At 70.6% G+C, this 16,876-nt stretch carries 15 protein-coding genes; 6 read left to right on the top strand and 9 right to left on the bottom strand.

The genetic code is table 11. The features are described 5' to 3' along the window. Positions 1 to 730 precede the first annotated feature (730 nt). Positions 731 to 1,597, bottom strand: a complete 867-nt coding sequence (locus HT134_RS12590) for a TetR/AcrR family transcriptional regulator (protein ID WP_175600548.1) — start codon at positions 1,595 to 1,597, stop codon at positions 731 to 733. A 454-nt stretch (positions 1,598 to 2,051) separates the two neighbouring features. On the opposite strand from HT134_RS12590, the gene HT134_RS12585 reads away from it, so the two are divergent. Together HT134_RS12585 and HT134_RS12580 are read left to right on the top strand one after the other, a co-directional pair. Beyond that, positions 2,052 to 2,948 carry an ABC transporter ATP-binding protein gene (locus tag HT134_RS12585; RefSeq protein WP_312888096.1) on the top strand — a complete coding sequence of 299 codons (897 nt, stop codon included), beginning with the start codon at positions 2,052 to 2,054 and terminating at the stop codon, positions 2,946 to 2,948. Continuing rightward, the gene (locus tag HT134_RS12580; RefSeq protein WP_175600546.1) at positions 2,945 to 4,279 is read left to right on the top strand and encodes an FtsX-like permease family protein; all 1,335 of its coding nucleotides are present in this window, start codon (positions 2,945 to 2,947) and stop codon (positions 4,277 to 4,279) included. The genes HT134_RS12585 and HT134_RS12580 overlap by 4 nt, the downstream gene beginning before the upstream one ends. A 297-nt stretch (positions 4,280 to 4,576) precedes the next feature. Here the strand turns inward: HT134_RS12580 and HT134_RS46880 are convergent, their stop codons facing one another. Both HT134_RS46880 and HT134_RS12570 read right to left on the bottom strand, forming a co-directional pair. After that, a complete protein-coding gene (locus HT134_RS46880; protein ID WP_175600545.1) occupies positions 4,577 to 6,025 on the bottom strand; it encodes a WXG100 family type VII secretion target in 1,449 nt (482 codons plus the stop codon). 18 nt (positions 6,026 to 6,043) lie between these two features. Continuing rightward, positions 6,044 to 6,424, bottom strand: a complete 381-nt coding sequence (locus HT134_RS12570; protein WP_175600544.1) for a hypothetical protein — start codon at positions 6,422 to 6,424, stop codon at positions 6,044 to 6,046. Positions 6,425 to 6,552: 128 nt separating this feature from the next. Here HT134_RS12570 and eccB point away from each other — a divergent pair, with 128 nt between their 5' ends. From eccB to HT134_RS12555, 3 genes are all read left to right on the top strand, one after another. Next, on the top strand, positions 6,553 to 7,977 hold the full coding sequence (gene eccB / locus HT134_RS12565; RefSeq protein WP_175600543.1) for a type VII secretion protein EccB: 1,425 nt from the start codon (positions 6,553 to 6,555) through the stop codon (positions 7,975 to 7,977). 81 nt (positions 7,978 to 8,058) lie between these two features. Beyond that, positions 8,059 to 8,403, top strand: a complete 345-nt coding sequence (locus tag HT134_RS12560; RefSeq protein WP_175600542.1) for a hypothetical protein — start codon at positions 8,059 to 8,061, stop codon at positions 8,401 to 8,403. Beyond that, positions 8,400 to 9,872: a LysM peptidoglycan-binding domain-containing protein gene (locus HT134_RS12555; protein ID WP_175600541.1), complete on the top strand. Its 1,473-nt coding sequence runs from the start codon at positions 8,400 to 8,402 to the stop codon at positions 9,870 to 9,872. The genes HT134_RS12560 and HT134_RS12555 overlap by 4 nt, the downstream gene beginning before the upstream one ends. 81 nt (positions 9,873 to 9,953) lie before the next feature. Here HT134_RS12555 and HT134_RS12550 read toward each other — a convergent pair whose 3' ends face one another. The 6 genes from HT134_RS12550 to HT134_RS12525 all read right to left on the bottom strand — a co-directional run bounded on the left by HT134_RS12550 (position 9,954) and on the right by HT134_RS12525 (position 14,656). Next, positions 9,954 to 10,715, bottom strand: a complete 762-nt coding sequence (locus tag HT134_RS12550; RefSeq protein WP_175600540.1) for a hypothetical protein — start codon at positions 10,713 to 10,715, stop codon at positions 9,954 to 9,956. Further along, positions 10,716 to 11,972, bottom strand: coding sequence for a hypothetical protein (locus tag HT134_RS12545; RefSeq protein WP_175600539.1), 1,257 nt, complete (start codon positions 11,970 to 11,972; stop codon positions 10,716 to 10,718). A gap of 5 nt (positions 11,973 to 11,977) precedes the next feature. After that, positions 11,978 to 13,429 (bottom strand): WXG100 family type VII secretion target, encoded by a 1,452-nt coding sequence (locus tag HT134_RS12540; RefSeq protein ID WP_175600538.1) that lies wholly within the window; start codon positions 13,427 to 13,429, stop codon positions 11,978 to 11,980. Then, the gene (locus HT134_RS12535; protein ID WP_175600537.1) at positions 13,429 to 13,833 is read right to left on the bottom strand and encodes a hypothetical protein; all 405 of its coding nucleotides are present in this window, start codon (positions 13,831 to 13,833) and stop codon (positions 13,429 to 13,431) included. The genes HT134_RS12540 and HT134_RS12535 overlap by 1 nt, the downstream gene beginning before the upstream one ends. Positions 13,834 to 13,910: 77 nt before the next feature. Further along, a complete protein-coding gene (locus tag HT134_RS12530) occupies positions 13,911 to 14,231 on the bottom strand; it encodes a WXG100 family type VII secretion target (RefSeq protein ID WP_175600536.1) in 321 nt (106 codons plus the stop codon). 26 nt (positions 14,232 to 14,257) lie between these two features. Continuing rightward, the gene (locus tag HT134_RS12525; RefSeq protein WP_175600535.1) at positions 14,258 to 14,656 is read right to left on the bottom strand and encodes a WXG100 family type VII secretion target; all 399 of its coding nucleotides are present in this window, start codon (positions 14,654 to 14,656) and stop codon (positions 14,258 to 14,260) included. Positions 14,657 to 14,975: 319 nt separating this feature from the next. On the opposite strand from HT134_RS12525, the gene HT134_RS12520 reads away from it, so the two are divergent. Beyond that, a complete protein-coding gene (locus HT134_RS12520; protein WP_175600534.1) occupies positions 14,976 to 16,871 on the top strand; it encodes a hypothetical protein in 1,896 nt (631 codons plus the stop codon). The last annotated feature ends 5 nt before the right edge of the window (positions 16,872 to 16,876 follow it).

Genomic DNA, 16,876 nt, shown 5'->3' with positions numbered 1-16,876 from the left:
AGAGGCCGGGCGGCCGTCGGGTTCGGTGTAGCTGGGCCGATGTGGTGCTTGCTGCGGCCGGGGGAACTCTTCCTGTGACATGAGGACACATCCTGCGGGCCCGGGAGTGGGAGCGGCACGGGTCGAAAGCAGGGTTCGCGGTGGGGGACACCGTACTTTCGGCTGGTTCAGGGAGGGTGCGCGACGGTCCGGCCGACCGCGTCACGGCCTCACGGCCTCACGGCTTCACGGCTTCAGCGGTGACAACTGACGGTAGTGGCGATGGTTCGGCGCTCATGGGCTGTGTAGGGAGGTCAGTGGGCGTACGGAGGGGGCAGGGGCAGTGAGTTCGCGGGGGCCGGGCGAGCGTTCGCGTTGCGGGGTCGCTGACATCGGGGTTGCGTAAGCGATCGCGGCGCTGAGCCGCTGACACAGGTGTGGGATGCGTGAGCGCGATGTGGGCATCCGCGGTGTGGGCATCCGCCGGCCGATGCCGGTGTCGGTGTCGGCGAGACACCGGTGGTCGCGGTGCTGGATCACTGACACAGGCGTGGGTGCGGGAGCGGTGTGGGCATCCGCCCGTGCGGGTGCAAGGTGCCGGTGCCGGCGTGACACCCGTGGTCGCGGTGCTGGATCACTGACACAGGCGTGGAATGCGTGAACGGGCTGCGAGTATGCGCCAGGTGCGGCGTGACACCAGCGGTCCGGGTCCAAGGCCACGGAGGCGGCCTCGGGCCGGCTGCTATGGGTGTCAGGTCCCATCCCGCTCTCGCGCCTTCGCGGGTGCCGAGCTGGTGCGGTCGAGGAGGACGGCGATGCCGTCGAGCATGCGGTGCAGTCCGAACTCGAAGATGTTGTCCGGCTCGGCCGCCTCGAACGCCTCCGACCCGAACTCGGACACCATGGGCAGCCGCGCTTCCCGTATGGAGCGGTCGAAGCTCTCGCGCCGGGCCTCCGTCCACTGTTCCCGGGTGTGGCGGGTCCTGCGGGCCGCCTGTGTCTCGTACGCGAGGGGCGCGGCGGCGCTCTGCAGGTAGGTGCCGATCATGATGGCGATCTTGGTCAGGGTGGCGAAGTCCAGGTCGTGACCGGCCAGGGCCCGCATGCGCCAGTCCGTGTACGCCATGAGATGCGGGGCGTTGGGCGGCCGGGTGGTGGCGACGACGAGCTGCGACAGCCAGGGATGCCTGCGGTGCAACGCCCACTCCTGGCGCGCGGACAGCTCCAGCTTGTCGCGCCATCCGTCGGGCCCCGGCTCGGGAAGGGGGTGGTCGGCGAAGACCGTGTCCACCATGAGATCGTTGAGCTCCTCCCGGCCGGCCACGTACCGGTAGAGCGACATCACCCCCACCCCTAGGTCGGCGGCGACGCGCCGCATCGAGACGGCGGCCACGCCCTCGCGGTGGGCGCAGGCCAGAGCGGCCCGGACGATGACGTCCCGGTCCAGGACCGCGTCGGCATGGGCGGGTGGCTGCCGTCTGGCCTCGACCGTCGCCGGGCGTTCGGCCATCCGGGCCCGGTAGGCCCGCGTCCGGCAGGCGCGCGAGCAGTAGCGCCGCGGGCGTCCCCGCTCCGCGGGGCGCAGCGCCCTTCCGCACATCTCACACGTCGTCGACATGATCATCCTTACTCACCGCACGCCGCTCCCATCGCAAGGCCACTCCGCACCGCAGCCACTTCACACCGCAGCCGCTCCGCAGCGCAGCCACTTCACACCCCAACCACTCCAAACCGCAGCCGCTCCGCAGCGCAGCCACTTCCCACCGCCGCGCGCCGCTTCCACCGCGCACCTGTGCTGTCGCGCACCTCTGCTGTCGCATGCCGTCGTTCCTTCCGGGAACCGCTGCTGTCGCACCACGTCTCTCGGTCGCCGCTTCGCGGGCCGCCGGTTCTCAGTGGCGCCGCTGCTTGGAGTGTTTCGGCTCACACAGCGCTGCCTACATACATCGTCCCAGCTCGCTTTTCGTCACAGCGAAATGTCGTGACGAAATTATAGTTCTTCCCTTTTCAAATGCACTAATTTGGTTGTGGAGTACGGTGTATTTATGACTCGTGCAGCGTACGCACATCAAGTGACGAACAAGACCACGCACGCCCTGGAGCTCCACGACGTGACGAAACGCCACGGCGTGGGGGACACGGCCGTGACCGCGTTGGACCGAGTCTCGCTGTCGATCCCGCGTGGCACCTTCACCGCCGTCATGGGACCGTCCGGATCGGGGAAGAGCACCCTGCTCCACTGCGCCGCCGGGCTCGATCGGCCCGACTCCGGGTCCGTGGTCCTGGACGGCCATGAGCTGACCGACGCCGACGAGACGGCGCTGACCCGCTTGCGCCGGGAGCGCATGGGGTTCGTCTTCCAGTCGTTCAATCTGGTGCCGACCTTGACCGTGGCGCAGAACGTGGCCCTGCCCCTGGAGTTCGCCGGCCGCCGGGTGGACGGGCGGCAGGTGCGCGGGCTGCTCGCGCGGCTCGGGCTCGGCGACCGGCTCGACCACCGTCCCGCCGAGCTGTCCGGTGGACAGCAGCAGCGGGTGGCGATCGCGCGCGCCATGCTGTCCCGGCCGGCCGTCGTCTTCGCCGACGAACCCACCGGGGCGCTCGACACCCAGGCCGCGCGGGACGTGCTCCGCATCCTGCGCGAGGCGGTCGACGCGAGCGGGCAGACGATCGTGATGGTGACGCACGACCCGGTCGCCGGCGCCTACGCCGACGCCGTCGTGTTCTTCAGCGACGGCCGGATCGTGGACGGCATGACCCGGCCCGACCCCGCCTCGGTGGCCGCGCGCATGGCTCGCCTGTCCGCCTCCGTCCGGCAGAGTGGTAGCGGCCCGTCCGCACACGTCGGGCAGGGCCCCGACGCCCTCTCCGCGCACGTCGGGCAGGGCGGGAACGTGCCCTCCACGCACCTCGGGCACGGCGGGAGCGCTTCCTCCGCGCAGGTCCGGCAGGGCGGTGACGTTCGATGAGGTGGCGGCTGGCCTGGGCCACGGTACGCGCGCACCGCACCTCCTCGCTCGCCTCAGCCGCCGTCATGGCGGCCGGCACCGCGCTGCTCACCGCGTTCGCGAGCCTGCTGGAGACCGGGCTCGCGACCGGCCGGGACAGCGGGTTCCTCATCATGCTGCCGGCGATCCTGGGCGGCTGGACGGTGGCGATCGTGGCGTTCGGCGTGGTCTCCACCGTGTCGCTGACGATCCAGCACCGCGAGCAGGAACTGGCGTTGCTGCGGTCGATCGCGGCGAGCCCCCGGCAGATCCGGCAGAACGTGGTCGTGGAGACGCTCATCACGGCCGTCCCGGCGGCGGTGGCGGGCCTCCTCCCTGGGTTCGGGCTGGGGGCGGTGGTCCTCGGCCGGCTGATGGGCAGCGGGCTGGTCGGCCCGGAGACACACCTGGCGACGGGCTGGCTGTGTGTGGTGACGGGCACGGGCGCCTCCTTGCTGGCGGCGCTCGCGGGGGCGCTGATCTCCAGCCGGCGCGCCGCCTCGATCCCGCCCGTCCGGGCGCTGGCCGCGGCGGCTCCCGCCGAGCCCGGCCGGGCACTGTCCCGGGGCCGGGTGGCGGCCGGGGTCGCTCTGCTGGCGGTCGGGCTGGGCCTGTCGGCCGGGACGCTGTTCATGGACGACGGGCCGCTGCTGTCGAGCACCGCGGGCCCGGCAGGGGTCGCGGTCGCCGTCGGGCTGGCGCTGCTCAGCCCGGCGGCCGTGCGGCCGGTCCGCCGGCTGTCGGACGCCCGGCTGGGGGCGACCGCGCGGCTGGCCGCGCGCAACGTCCACGCCCGCGCCAGGCAGAGCGGCAGCGTGGCCTCCCCGCTGATCCTCCTGGTCGGCATCGCCGGCGGGACCCTGTACATGCAGACCACCGAGGACAGCGTCCCCCACGCCGCCGGTGACGTGAGCCCGCAGCTCGCCTCGGTCAACTACCTGGTCGTCGCCATGATCATCGCGTTCTCGGCGATCGTGGTGGTCAACACGCTGATCGCGGCCACCCGGCGGCGGCGCCGCGAGTTCGGGCTGTTGCGGCTGTCGGCCGCCACCCGCGGGCAGGTCCTGGCCATGGTCGCGGTCGAGGCCGCGATGACGGCGGCGCCCGCGGTCGTGCTCGGCACGGCCGCCGCCGCGGCGACCAGCGTCCCGTACAGTCTCGTCAAGACCGGCTCGCCGCTTCCCTCGGGGCCCGCATGGATGTACGCCGCCATCGTCGCGGGGGCGTTGCTGCTGGTCATGGTGGCTGTGATGCCGACCGCCGCGGCGGCGCTGCGCACCCGGCCGGTCGACGCCTTGACCGCGGCGGCTTGAGTACGGCACCGGCACCGGGAGGAAACGGGAGAGCCGGGAGGCGAGAGGTGAGAAGCGGGAGGCGAGGCCGGTCGATGGCGTCGGCGACCGCGACGGCGCGAGCGAGGGCGGCGGCGGCGGCGACGCGGACGCTGACCGGCCATGGGTTCGGCGTGGTGACGTGGGCGCCCGGCGGAAGCCCCGCCGGCCCAGGCTCTGGCCGGCCCAGGCTCTGGCCGGCCCAGGCTCTGGCTCTGGCCGGCCGACATCGACCGGCCGGCCAAGCCCTGGCCACCCCGCGGGTCCCGGGGTCGCGTGCTACCCCAGGCGGTCGGAGACGGCCCCGTCGTAGGCCCCGCCCGTCCAGTTCTCGTCGTCGATGTTCAGCCAGTACTGGCTCTGCAGCTCCGACTCCTGTTCGCCGCCTCCGCCTCCGCCCGAGTGCGGGACGATGGGGAAGCCCGACCCCATGCCGCTCACGCTGGAGCCGCGGGCGGCGAGCTGCTGGGCGTTGCCCGCCGCCGAGCCCTCGCCACGGCCCGTCGTGGAGACGCCGTCCGCCGACGACGCGCCGTTGGGCTGGTACAAGCCGTACGGGGAGGAGGTGCCGTGCGGGTTGGTGGTGCCGTTCGGACTGTGCGGGCTGGTGGTGGGCGAGGTGTAGCTGGTGGGGCTCCAGCTGGAGGTGGTCGCGTCCGGGACGGTGGGCTGGTGGTAGCCGGCGAACTGCGTCGCCGTGGAGCCGCCGGGCATGGTGATGCCGTTGGTCGGGTCCGTGACGCCCTTGCTGGGGTCGGTGACGTGGGTTCCCGGCGTGGTGCCGCCGCGCGAGGGGTCCGTGACGCCGCCGCCGGGCATGTTGGCGCCGCCGGAGGTGTCGCTCCCGCCGGGCATGTCGACGCCGCCCGTACCCCCGTGTCCGCCCGTGCCGCCACCCGACGTGGAGCCGCCGGCGCCGCCCGGCGCGCCAGGGACGTTGACGTCGCCCGAGCCGCCGTCGTGCTTGCTCGGGTCGTCCAGGTGCAGGCCGCCGCCCGGGCCGTTGACGCCGTTGCCGTCGACACCGCTGCCGTTGAAGCCGCCGCCGGTGAAGTCCCCGCCGTTGTACCCGGTGGGCATGGCGCGGCCGCCCTTGTAGGGGTTGTCGAATTTGAGGTCCTTGATGTCGCCGGGGTCCGGCGGCATCGGGTCCTTGATGTCAGGCAGGTCCTTCTGGACGTAGTCGGGGAAGCGGGCGTACGCCTCGTAGAGGTCCTTGTTGAAGGCGGCGAGGTGCTTGCCTGCCAGCTCGTCCTGCGAACCCCACTCGACGCCCTTGTCGATGGTGTTGTAGAAGTCCGCGACGGAGTCGTTGAAGGTGAACTGGTTGTCGCTCCAGGCCATGGGCTTGTTCTGGACGAAGTCCGTGTGCTCGCGGACGCGGTCGGCGAGGGTCTGCATCGGCTTGGCCATGCCGTCCATGCCGCCGGAGAGGTTCACGATGGTGTCGTGGAGCTGCCGCAGGGCCTTCTGCGCCTCGACGGACGCCTTGCCCTTCCAGATCTTGGCCAGCTCGCCGCTGACCTCGTCGATCACGTCCAGCGTCTGCGCCAGCCGCTTCGCGGCGTCACCGTACGCGGTGGCGGCGTTGTCGAAGGTCTCGGGAGAGAGCCCCATGATGAAGTTCTTGATCTCGGCGACGCTTCTGCCGTCGTCGTCGACGCCGAAGTTGTCACACTGGGTCTTGATCCAGTGCGTCGCCTTGGGACTCTTCGTGGGGTCAGCCATGTGCCATCACGCGTTTCCCTAGATCTGCTGGTTGGCCTTGTCGTAGATCCCGCCGCCGAACAGGATGAGGTCGATGGCGATGCGGAGCTTCTCGTTGACCTGCGTGTAGATCTCGGTGAGCTGCTCCTGGCCCCTCTGCGACGTGTCGAGGAAGACCTTGCCGCCGTCCCAGCGCTTGACCTGCTTGAACTGGTAACGCAGGCTCGACAGGTCGGCCTTGGCCTGGACGTCCGGCAGGGAGCCGGGCTTTCCGCCGGTCAGCGCGGTCAGTTCGGCGGTGAGCTGGTCGGCGAGCTCCTGGAACTTCTTCTTGGGATCCTCGGGATGCTCGACTCCGTCACGGTCGGCATCAAGTCCGGGCCACTTCTGGCCGCAATGCCGGTGATCCTTCGCAGGCACGACACCCTCCCCAATGGCTCTTGATCCGCAACTTTACTCGCCTGGCTATCGTGCCGTACAGAAGTTGACATATCCCCCATGCCGCTCAGCCGTAACATTACGCGGGAGCCGGACCGGAACGGAGTGGCATGCAGACCCGCAAGGATCTCTACCAGGCGCATCGGTTCATGACCCAGCGCCTCGGGATGGCCCTGTTGCAGGGCGAGCCCGACCTGCCGGAATCGCCCATGCGCCGGCACAACGTCGCGACGTTCGCGGGCGTGCTGATCGCGATCCTCATCGCGGCGGGCTTCGGCATCTACGGCATGCTCAAGCCGGGCGGGGCCACCAAGCTCACCGACCCCGGACAGCTCCTCGTCGAGGAGGAGACCGGCGCGACCTACGTCTACAGCGAGCAGGAGAGCCGGCTGCTGCCGGTGGCCAACTACGTCTCGGCGCGCCTGCTGCTGGACAGCGACCAGATCAAGGTGCGCAACGTCTCGTCGGAGTCGCTGGCGGGCTTCTCGCGCGGGCCGATGGTGGGCATCGCGGGGGCGCCGAACTCGCTGCCCAAGCCGCAGCGGATGGTCAAGACGCCGTGGTCGGCCTGCGTGACGGAGGGCCAGGACGCCGCGGGGATCCGCCGGTCGTACGTGACGCTGGTGGGCGGCACCGAGGTCGGCGGCGTGTCACCCGCCCCCGCCGACGCGCTCCTCGTGAACGACGGCAAGCAGGACTGGGTGCTGTGGGCCAACCAGCGGATGGCGGTGAACAACGTCGACCGGCTCACCGACCAGGCGCCGCGCCGGGTGCCCCTCTCGTGGATCAACTCCATCCCCGAGGGCAGCAGGTTCGCCGCGCCCGGCATCACCGGACGCGGCAAGCGGCTCCCCGGCAGCTCCTTCCGGGTCGGGCAGGTCCTCAAGGTGGACGCGCTGGCGGGCACCCCCGCCCGCTGGTACGTGCTGCTCTCGGACGGCCTCGCGCCCATCACCCAGACCCAGGCGACCCTGCTGATCCAGGACCCCGCCAGCCAGGCCGCGTACGGCCGCAACCGCGTGCGGGAGATCCCGATCGACGCGGCCAGCGCCAACGCCACCAAGCAGTCCGCGCAGAACATCAGGGGCGGCGGCATGCCGGAGACCATGCCGCGCTTCCAGAGCCCGGCGGCGTCGGCCCCGCTGTGCATGGTCTACGCCGACCTGCTGAAGGGCTCCGTCAAGGGCCGGCTGACCGTCGGCAGCACGGTGCAGATCAGGGCGCCGAAGTCCGCGGGCGGCACGGAGAAGTTCGACCAGGTGGTGCTGCCGCCGGGCGGCGCCGCGGTGGCCGGTCTGCTGCCGGGCGAGGGCCAGCTCCCGTCGGTCACCCAGTTCTACCTGATCAGCGATCAGGGCAGGAAGTTCCGGATGGTCACGCCCGACGTCGTGACGAAACTGGGCTACAGCGCCGCGGACGTGGCGCCCCTGCCGGCCCATCTGCTGCGGCTGATCCCGGACGGGCCGGCGCTGGACCCCGCCGCCGCCCGCACCCCGATGACCGACACGCAAGGACTGCGCACTTCGGGGTCGTGAACTGCGCATTTCATAGACGGTAAATGGCGGTAAACGGTAGTATTCATGGGTTTAGTGTTCCTTTAGTGGTTTGGGGGGCATATGGGGGACGCTGCCGACGGGTACGACGTCATACCGCCAAATCTGACCAAGGCCGTGCAGTCCTGCGCCGACCAGAGGCAGCCCGTCAAGGACTGCATCGCCGTCTTCGCACCCGCCAGGCTCGTCAAGAGCGACTTCTCCCAGGCCCCTCAGGCTGACGAGCTGGCCGCCGCCTACGTCGACGGCACGCAGGAGATGAACCACCAGGACAAGCGGTACGAGTCCGTCGTCGACTACCTGAACGACCTGTACGACGCGCTGGAGTGGCTGTCCGAGTCCCTCGACGCGTCGGCGTACAACTACAAGATCGCCGACGTGGCGAGCCAGGGCAAGGCGGGACAATGAGCGAAGGCCACATCAACCCGCTGCAGTGGAACTGGACCAGGTGGCCCTTCGACTTCGACCTCGGCTCGGTCCTCAACCCCGAGCCGCTGATCGCCACCATCAAGGCGATGTGGTTCTCCATCCCCTCGCTGGTCGGCGCCGACGACTCCGAACAGCGGCTGCGGCACGCGGCCGACGCGCACGAGGCCATGGCCGAGAGGCTCCGCAAGATCTTCGAGGTCCTCGACACCCGGGCCCAGGGCCAGAGCGACGGCTACATGGACCGGATCATCAAGGAGTGGAAGGGCAAGGCCGCCGACGAGTTCCGCAAGGTCTGGGGCGAGGTCGTCAAGCAGGACAACCGCCAGGCGGTCGCCACCAGCGCGGCCGGCATCGCGAAGATCCTGCGGGCGGTGGCCGACTCCGCGGCGATGACCAAGAAGGCCCTGATCGAGCTGCTCAAGGCCGCGGCCATCTGGGCCGGCGCGTTCATGGCGCTCAGGTGGGCCGCCAGGGTGTGGGGCACCGCCCTCGCCGCCCAGATGGCCAGCTACGCCGCCTACCTGCGGACCACCCGCCTGGTCGGCATGGCCCTGCAGGTGCTGATCAGGTTCCTGTCGATGCTGCGCACCTGCGCGCTGGCGCTGCGCAACCTGCCCGTCGTGGGCCGGCTCCTCCTGCGCATCACGCCGGGAGCGGCCAGGCTGCGCTCGATGAAGGCCGCGGCCGCGATGACCAGGATCGAGGTGGCGGGCGCCAAGTTCACTAAGTACGCGGGTTATGCCGAGAAGGCCGGGAAGACGAGCTTCGCCAGCTTCGCGAAGACCTCCGGCTGGGTCTACACCGGCGTCATCGGCTCCCAGATGCTCTCCCAGGGCATGCAGGGCAACAGCATCTTCAACCTCGACCCGCTGACGTTCGCCCAGGCCGCCCGCATCACCACGGGCGCCACCCTGGCCGCCACCTTCGCGCCCCTCTCGGGCCTCAGCACCAAGGGCCTCGCCAGCGGCGGCACCGCCGGGTCCTTCACGGCGCCCCTGACCAAGTCGGGCCAGGCCGTGGTCGAGTCCGGCGAGGCGTTCGGCGGTTTCGTCGCGATGCGCAACCCGTTGTACGAGAAGCTCAAGGGCCGCCTGCCGACGATCGGCGGCACCCGGGGCAACGCGCACAAGACGTTCTACCAGGCCATCCCGACGGCGGTCTTCCGCGTGTGGCGCCCCCTGCACACCACGGAGAAGCCCGAGGAGCTGCCGCAGTGGCAGCAGCCGAGCACCGGCGAGCAGACGTTGCAGGCACCGCCGCGGGTGCAGCTGCAGACGACCAAGGTCGGCTACTGGCCGGTCAACGGCTCCCTGTACGAGATCTCACAGAAGGTGTACGGCGACCCGGGACGCTGGCGCGAGATCTACGACGCCAACCGGGACATCATCGGGCCGGACCCCAGCAAGCTCCGGCCGGGCCAGATCCTGCGCATCCCGCTGGACGACTGAGCCGCGCCGGGGCGGCCGGGGGGGGCACCCCGGCCGCCCCGGGCCCGCGCGTGTCGAGCCCGGGCCCGCGCGTGACGAGTCCTAGATCTTCATCGTCTTGGTCGGGTCGTCCATCTTCTGGCTCAGGCCGAGGTTCTCGTCGTACTGGAGCCCGGTGCCGGAGAACGGCGGCATGCCGTTGCCGGACTTCAGGGCGCTCATCTCCGTCGGCAGACCCGTCTTCATCATCGGGAAGAGCTTGCCGGTCATCTCGGCCTGCTGGTTGGCCATGTAGATGAGGCCGCCGAGCGTGCCGAGGAAGATGAGCTGCTTCTTCGCGGCGCCCTTGACCACGCCGGTCGTCGTGGCGCCCTGGACGGCGGACTCGCCCTCGCCGATGACCGCGCCCGCCGGGTGCACGATGCTCATGATCCGCTTGCGGATACCGAAGATCAGCATGCCCGTCGCGACCACGCCGAACATCAGCACCATGTTGCCGAAAATGCTCTTGGCCGCCTTCACTCCGTCACCGTTGAGGTTGCGGAGCTTGGCGAGGTCCTCGGCGCCCTTCCGGAACGTGTCGTAGACGCCTTCGAACGCCTCGTATGCGGAGCCCTCCCACTTGCCCTCGTCCTTGAGGCGCTTCTTGAAGGCGGCCATCCCCTCCATCAGCTCGTCGAGCTCGTCGATCAGGCCCTGCTCCGCCGTGGTCTTCCACAGCTGGGTCGAGTGCCCCATCCCGCTGATGTGTCCGTAGCACACGCCCATGAGGCCCACCACATACCAGGGCCACCTGCCGCCGATGAGGCCCGCGGCCGCCGTCGCCGTGGCGATCGCGGCCGCCATGAGTCTCTCGTCGGCCATTTAGACGTCCACCCCGATCGTGCTGGGCGACGTGGGATCGTCGCCGCCCCAGACGCTCTCCTCCGCACGGAGCCCGTACTTGTCGTCGCTGTCGCCGGACTGGTCCTGACTGTGCGCCGGCGAGCCCATGGGCATGAACGGCGTCATCGGCATGCCGCTGCCGGACAGGCCGGCCGTCGCGGAGCGCAGACTGGCCTGCAGGGCGGCCGCGTTCGCTCCTCCGCCGCTCATCGTGCCACCGCTGCCGCCCGGGCTGGTGGAGGTCTGGACCGGGTTCACGGCCCTCGCGACGCTGTTCGGGTCGGTGTTGATGGCGCTCATGTCGGGCGTCCTCAGCTGGGGCGCACGGTAGTCGGACAGCTCCGTGCCCGTCGGGACCTTGGCGTTGAGGCCCGACATGTCGGGCATCCGCTGGCCGTTGAGCGCCGACTCGATGTCGGGCACCTTGCTGTTGACCCCGCCCAACCCGTTCGGCAGGTCGGTGCCGGGCATCTTCGGCAGGTCGGTGCTCGGCATCTTCGGGAGGTCGGTGCCGGGCATCTTCGGCAGGTCGGGCTTCGGCACGTTGGGCTTCGGCGAGTCCGGGATGCCGTCGCCGTTGAGGTCGACGTCGGGGATCCCGTCACCGTTGAGGTCCTTGTCCGGGATCCCGTCGCCGTTGACGTCCACGTCGGGGATGCCGTCGCCGTTGAGGTCGACGTCGGGGATCCCGTCACCGTTGAGGTCCTTGTCCGGGATGCCGTCACCGTTGACGTCCATGTCGGGGATGCCGTCGCCGTTGAGGTCGGGCAGCCCCTTGCCGCCGAGGTCGGGCAGCCCTCCGGGATTGGGAAGGCCCTTCAGTCCGCCCATGTCCCCGAGGCCGCCCAGATCGCCCAGGCCGTTGCCGATCTCCTTCATGGTGTCGCTGCCGGCGCCGGTGTAGTTGGCGTCGGACGCGTAGAGCGCCTGTTTCCAGGTGTCCAGCGACTCCCGCGCGAGCCGGCTCGCCTCCATGTGGGTCGTGATCGCCTTGTCGTGCAGGTTGTTGACGCCCATGCCCATCAGGGAGAAGTGCGGCCAGGGCACACCGAGGGCGCCGTTCTTCCCGTCCAGGCTCGCCAGCGTCTCCTTCTGCTGGTCGAGCCCCTTGCCGGCGTTCGCGAGCTTTCCCTCGGTGAACGAGACACGCGACACCGCCCCGGCCGTCAGCCCGGTGAGAGCGCTGTTCTGACCGAGAGCGCCGAGCGCGCCGTTCGGATTCACCGAGTTCGCCATCTCGCCTACACCTGCTCCTGTCCTCCGAGGACCCCACCGGGCAAGCCATGGCTTCCCGCGACGTCCCAGTCCTGCGGAAGGTAGTAGTTCCGCGGCAGCTCCTCGCCGTCCTGGCCGCCCCCGGTGCCGCCGAGCAGCGGCGCGACGGGCATGCCGGTCGAGCCGCCGCCGGATCCGCGCACGGAACCGGCCGGCAGCACCTCTCCCGCCATCGAGCCCGAGCCGCCGTGCGGGTTGCCCAGCACCGACGGCACGTACGGCGTGCCACCCGTGGGGGTGAGCTGGTTCAGGGGCGTGAACGTCGTGGTCGTGGGGGTGGTGAACGGGTTGGAGTACGTCGTGGTCGTCGGCGACCAGCCGGTCGTGGTGGGCGGGGTCAGCGTGTTGGTCGGCTGGTAGCCCTCCATCTCGGTCCGGCGCGACGGGGCGTCGTCGCGACCGAGGACCGGCGGGGCGGTGCCGTCCTTGCTGCCGGAGGTGGAGCCCGGGTCCTGCGTGCCCGGGGTCTGCCCGTCGTGGCCGCCCGGGGTCTGGCCGTTCGGGTCGCCGGGGTGCTGCCCGTCGGTGGAGCCGTCGCCGGTGCCCGTCCCCGTGCCGCCGTCGGAGCCGTCCTTGCCACCGGTGCCGCCGGTGCCGCCCGTGCCGTCGGAGCCGCCGGTGTGGCCAGTGCCGCCCGTGCCGCCGGTCGAGCCGCCGTGGCCGCCGGTGCCGCCCGAACCGCCCGTGCCGCCCGAACCGCCCGTGTGGCCGGTGCCGCCGCTGCCGGTGGAGCCGCCGGTCCCGTCGCCGTAACCGCCGCCCGCACCGCCGTTGCCGCCGCCGTCGATGCCGCCGACGCTCTTCGGGTACGGGGTCGAGCTGTAGGTGCCCGTGCCGCCGTCGACCGAGACGGCGGGCAGCTCGTAGGAGACGTCGTGCGGCACCTGGAGGGTGTACAGATCGACGATCTTCTTGTTGAGCTCCCGCATGGCCTGCTGGGCCTCGCGGTCCTCGGCGGCCTTCTTGGCCGCCGCGTCGGCCGCGGCCTTGGTCTCGGGGTCGCCGTACGTGCCGCCGCCGCTGTTCTCCTCGGTGGCCTTGATGCCCTCGACCTTGGAGATCGTCTCGGGGAGGTAGCCGGCGTACTGGCGCAGCGCCGAGCCCATCATCTCCAGCTTGGTGGCCAGCTCGCCGCCGGTGGCGTGCATCATCTGGATGGCGTGCTTGGCCTTGGCGGCGTCGGCGCCCTTCCAGACCTGGAGAATCTTGCCGGCGTGCTCCTCCAGCGTCTTCATGCTGCTCTCGACGGCGCTGGCCGCCTTCTCGTACGCGAAGCCCGCGTCCTCGATCTGCGACGGCTGGGTCTTGTTCAGCAGCCGCAGGATCTCGTCCTTGGACGCGTTGACCGTGCCGCCCTCCGGCATCTTGTCGAAGGACAGGATGACGACGACCTGCCGGCCCGTCTTGCGCTCGGCCATCACTTACCGCCTTCGGTGGCGACGTCCGCGGCGCCATGGTTGGCGGCGTTCGCCTCGATGGCCGTGGCGACGTCCTTGAGGGCCTGGATGTATTGCTTGTACACGTCGGCGAACTTCTGCGCGCCGCTGTTCTTGCCCACCGTGGACGCGAAGGCGCTGGCGTCGTGCCACGTGCCGATCTGCGCCTCGGTGAGCTGGCAGTGGTCGAGGATGGCGTTGACCGACCCGGTCGTGTACCCCTCGGCCGAGCCGGAGCCCTCCAAGGCACTGATGGCGGTGCGCAGCTCCTCGGCGATCTTCCGCATCGCGGAGGGGGAGTGCTCCCGCGCCCCGCCGCCATCGAAGAGATCAGGATCGACGTACAGGGGATCGGTGCCCCCGTCCATCGCGTCCTTCTGGGTCATCCCAACCCCCTAGACGAGCGAACTCGGCCACCGCGCCACGCGATGACCGAGAGAGAGAACGGCTGCCGCGTGCGGCGTCAGTCGGACCAGATCGCGATGTTGCGCTTCTCGGCGTTGCGGTAGTTGCCGTTGGCGATCTGCACGACCTGGGCCGCGTTGAAGAGCTGCTGGCCCATGCGGACCTCGTGCTCGTTCCACTCGCGCTTCTTGTCCTCGAACCAGTCGCGGGCGCCGCCGACCCAGATCTCGGAGAGCTCGTTGTAGAGGTCCTTGTAGAGGTCGTCCGTGGCCTTGTCGAGCTCGGTGATGACTTTCTTCAGGTCCTCGTACGCGAGGTCCATGTTGCCGAAATGGATCTTGACGCGATCGTCGAGGTAGTCGTTGGGGTTCTTCGCCATGATGATCCTCCGTGTCGTTCAGGCACTCAGCGGTTCTGGAGGGCCGGGGCGGCGACCTCGTCCTTGTGCGTGTGCGTGTTGATCAGCGAGTCGATCCCGCCGGTCTGACCCGTGTTCATGAGGCCCTGGACGAGGTCCATGTCGTCATCGGCGGCGTTGGCGTACACGCCCGCACCGATGTTGAGCTTGTCGTAGATGCCCTCGAGAATCTTGATGACCTGGTTGAACTCGATGTCCCACTGGTCCAGCGCCCGGCCGAAGGCCCGGGCGGCGTTGGACTCCCAGTTGACCATGATGTAGGCCTTGATGTCCTGGACACGTCGGCGCTGGCCTTCGATGTACTGGGCAGTGGTCTGGCAGTAGCCGGCCGCCTTCTTCAAGGACGTCGGGCTAGTTGCGGCCAGAGCGGCGTCGATGTCCGCCATTGGACCTCCATGTCAGCAGGGCGTGATCTGGCTCGCGGCGCCCCGGGTCTCACGACCCGATGATCCCCGCAAAACATCATCAAAAGGCATGTTAGCTACCAGGCGCCCCAGAAATAACAGAGACTTAACATAACAGAAAGATCACGGGAAGGCGACTTTTTGGGAAACGCCCTGGTGGGAGCGATGCGTTTTCCTGACTCCCCCGAAGGGGCTTTCGTGGCCGTACGCGGTAAAGCTTGTTGTCTGTACGGTTCGCGGATCACGCGGCTAGGCTTTTCCCGCGTTTCGCCGTTTGACCAGCGTGGTTGGAGGGGCATCGGTGACTGAGGTCACGGGCGGGGAGCGGCCGAGCATCGAGAGCCTGCTCAACTGGAGCAGCCCACCCCCCGGCACGGCCGGGATCGCAGTCGGTGAGCCGGATCCGCACGGGCGTCCCGGCGGTCCGGGTGAGCCCGGCGGCCCCCGCGAGCCCGGAAACCACGACTGGCCCGGCGGCCATGACGGTCCTGGCGGCCCCGGCGGCCATGGCGACCACGGCGGTCATGACGGCCCTGGCGACCATGGCGGCTCCGGAGGCGACGACGGCAGGTACGGCGTGCCTGGAGGCGAGGCCGGCACGGGTGACGCGGGCCCGGGCGACGACGGGATCGGCTGGGGCGTCAACGGGCCGGACGCGAACCTGGAGGTCATCTTCACCGGCGACGGGACCTCCAACCGCGACCACACCGGCGCCCAGGACGGCACCAGCCGCGACGACACCGGCGGCCAGGACGGCACCAGCCGGGCCGACGACGGCGGCCAGAGCGACTCCCAGGACGGCGGAGACGAGCCGGTGGACACGGAGCCCGGCATGGTGGACCCGCAGGCCGCTGAGGGCGACCCGCAGTGGGAGCCGTCCGACGCTCAGCAGGACGACCCGGACCTCGGGACGGACGACAACCAGGCCGTGGACCCGCTGGACCCCGACGGCCCGGACGCGCCCGTGGAGGAGGCCACCGACCCCGAGTCCGACGGCAAGGACGGCGACGACGCCGGGAACGACCAGGGCGACCAGGGCGACTCGGACGGGCAGGACGACGGCTCCCAGGGCGACGGGTCGCCGAACGACGGCTCCCAGGGCGACGGGTCGCCGAACGACGGCTCCCAGGGCGACGGCTCAGGCGGCAACGACCAGGGCGACTCCGGCCAGGACGGCACCGGGGGCACGGGCGACCCGGGCACCGGCGATCCCGGAAACGGCGACCCGGGCACCGGGACCGGCGACGGCACCGGGACCGGCACAGGCGACGGCACCGGCACGGGTACCGGCGACGGGACCGGCACCGGCACCGGTGACGGCACAGGGACCGGCACGGGTACAGGTGACGGGACGGGGACCGGCACCGGCGATGGCACCGGAACGGGTGACGGCACCGGCACCGGCACCGGCACCGGCGATGGAACTGGGACAGGGACCGGAACCGGCGACGGCACCGGCACAGGCACAGGCACGGGCACGGGCGACGGCACAGGCACAGGCACAGGCACAGGCACGGGCGACGGCACCGGAACTGGCACTGGCACGGGCACGGGCACGGGCACGGGTGACGGCACCGGTACGACCCCGGGTGTCGAGGACCCCACCACCGGCGGCGGCTTGGGCGGTCTTCCCGGCGGCGGCACGGGTGGCGGTGGCGGCGGCGACGGCACCGGGGGCAAGGGCACCGACGGCAAAGGTGCCGACGGCAAGGACACCGGCGACAAGGACGCCGGCCTGGGGGGAAGCGGCACCGGCGGCGGTGGCGGCGGTGACGGCACCGGCGGGAACGGCCGTGGGAAAGGCACCGGCGGAGACGGCGCCGGCAAGACGCCCAAGGCGAAGCGGGAGCAGATCCTCGCCGAGGGCGGCGTGGGCGGTGGCTGGCGCAACGGCGACGGCACGACCCTGAAGAAGCTCGGCGACAAGGTGGGCCCCACCGACGACGGCAAGGGCGACACACCGGGCGACAAGATGGGGCAGGCCGAGCACAAGGCGCGCAACGGCGACCTCGGCTTCCCCGGCTTCGGCGTGGCCGGGCACTTCACGTACGGCCTGGCCTATGACCGCGCCCGCTCAGCCGCCGCCGAGTACCTCGCGAACGCCAGGAAACAGACCGACATCCACCGGGAACAGCTCAAGGCCGGCGCCGCGGTCCTGGCCGCGGCCAACGACGCAAGCGACGTGAAGAAGAAGTGAACCGG

The organism is Nonomuraea rhodomycinica (genome assembly GCF_013363995.1).
GTDB classification, from domain to species: Bacteria; Actinomycetota; Actinomycetes; order Streptosporangiales; family Streptosporangiaceae; genus Nonomuraea; species Nonomuraea rhodomycinica.
Note: the sequence above shows the minus strand (reverse complement) of the source record. Positions and strands in the feature narration are given on the sequence as shown.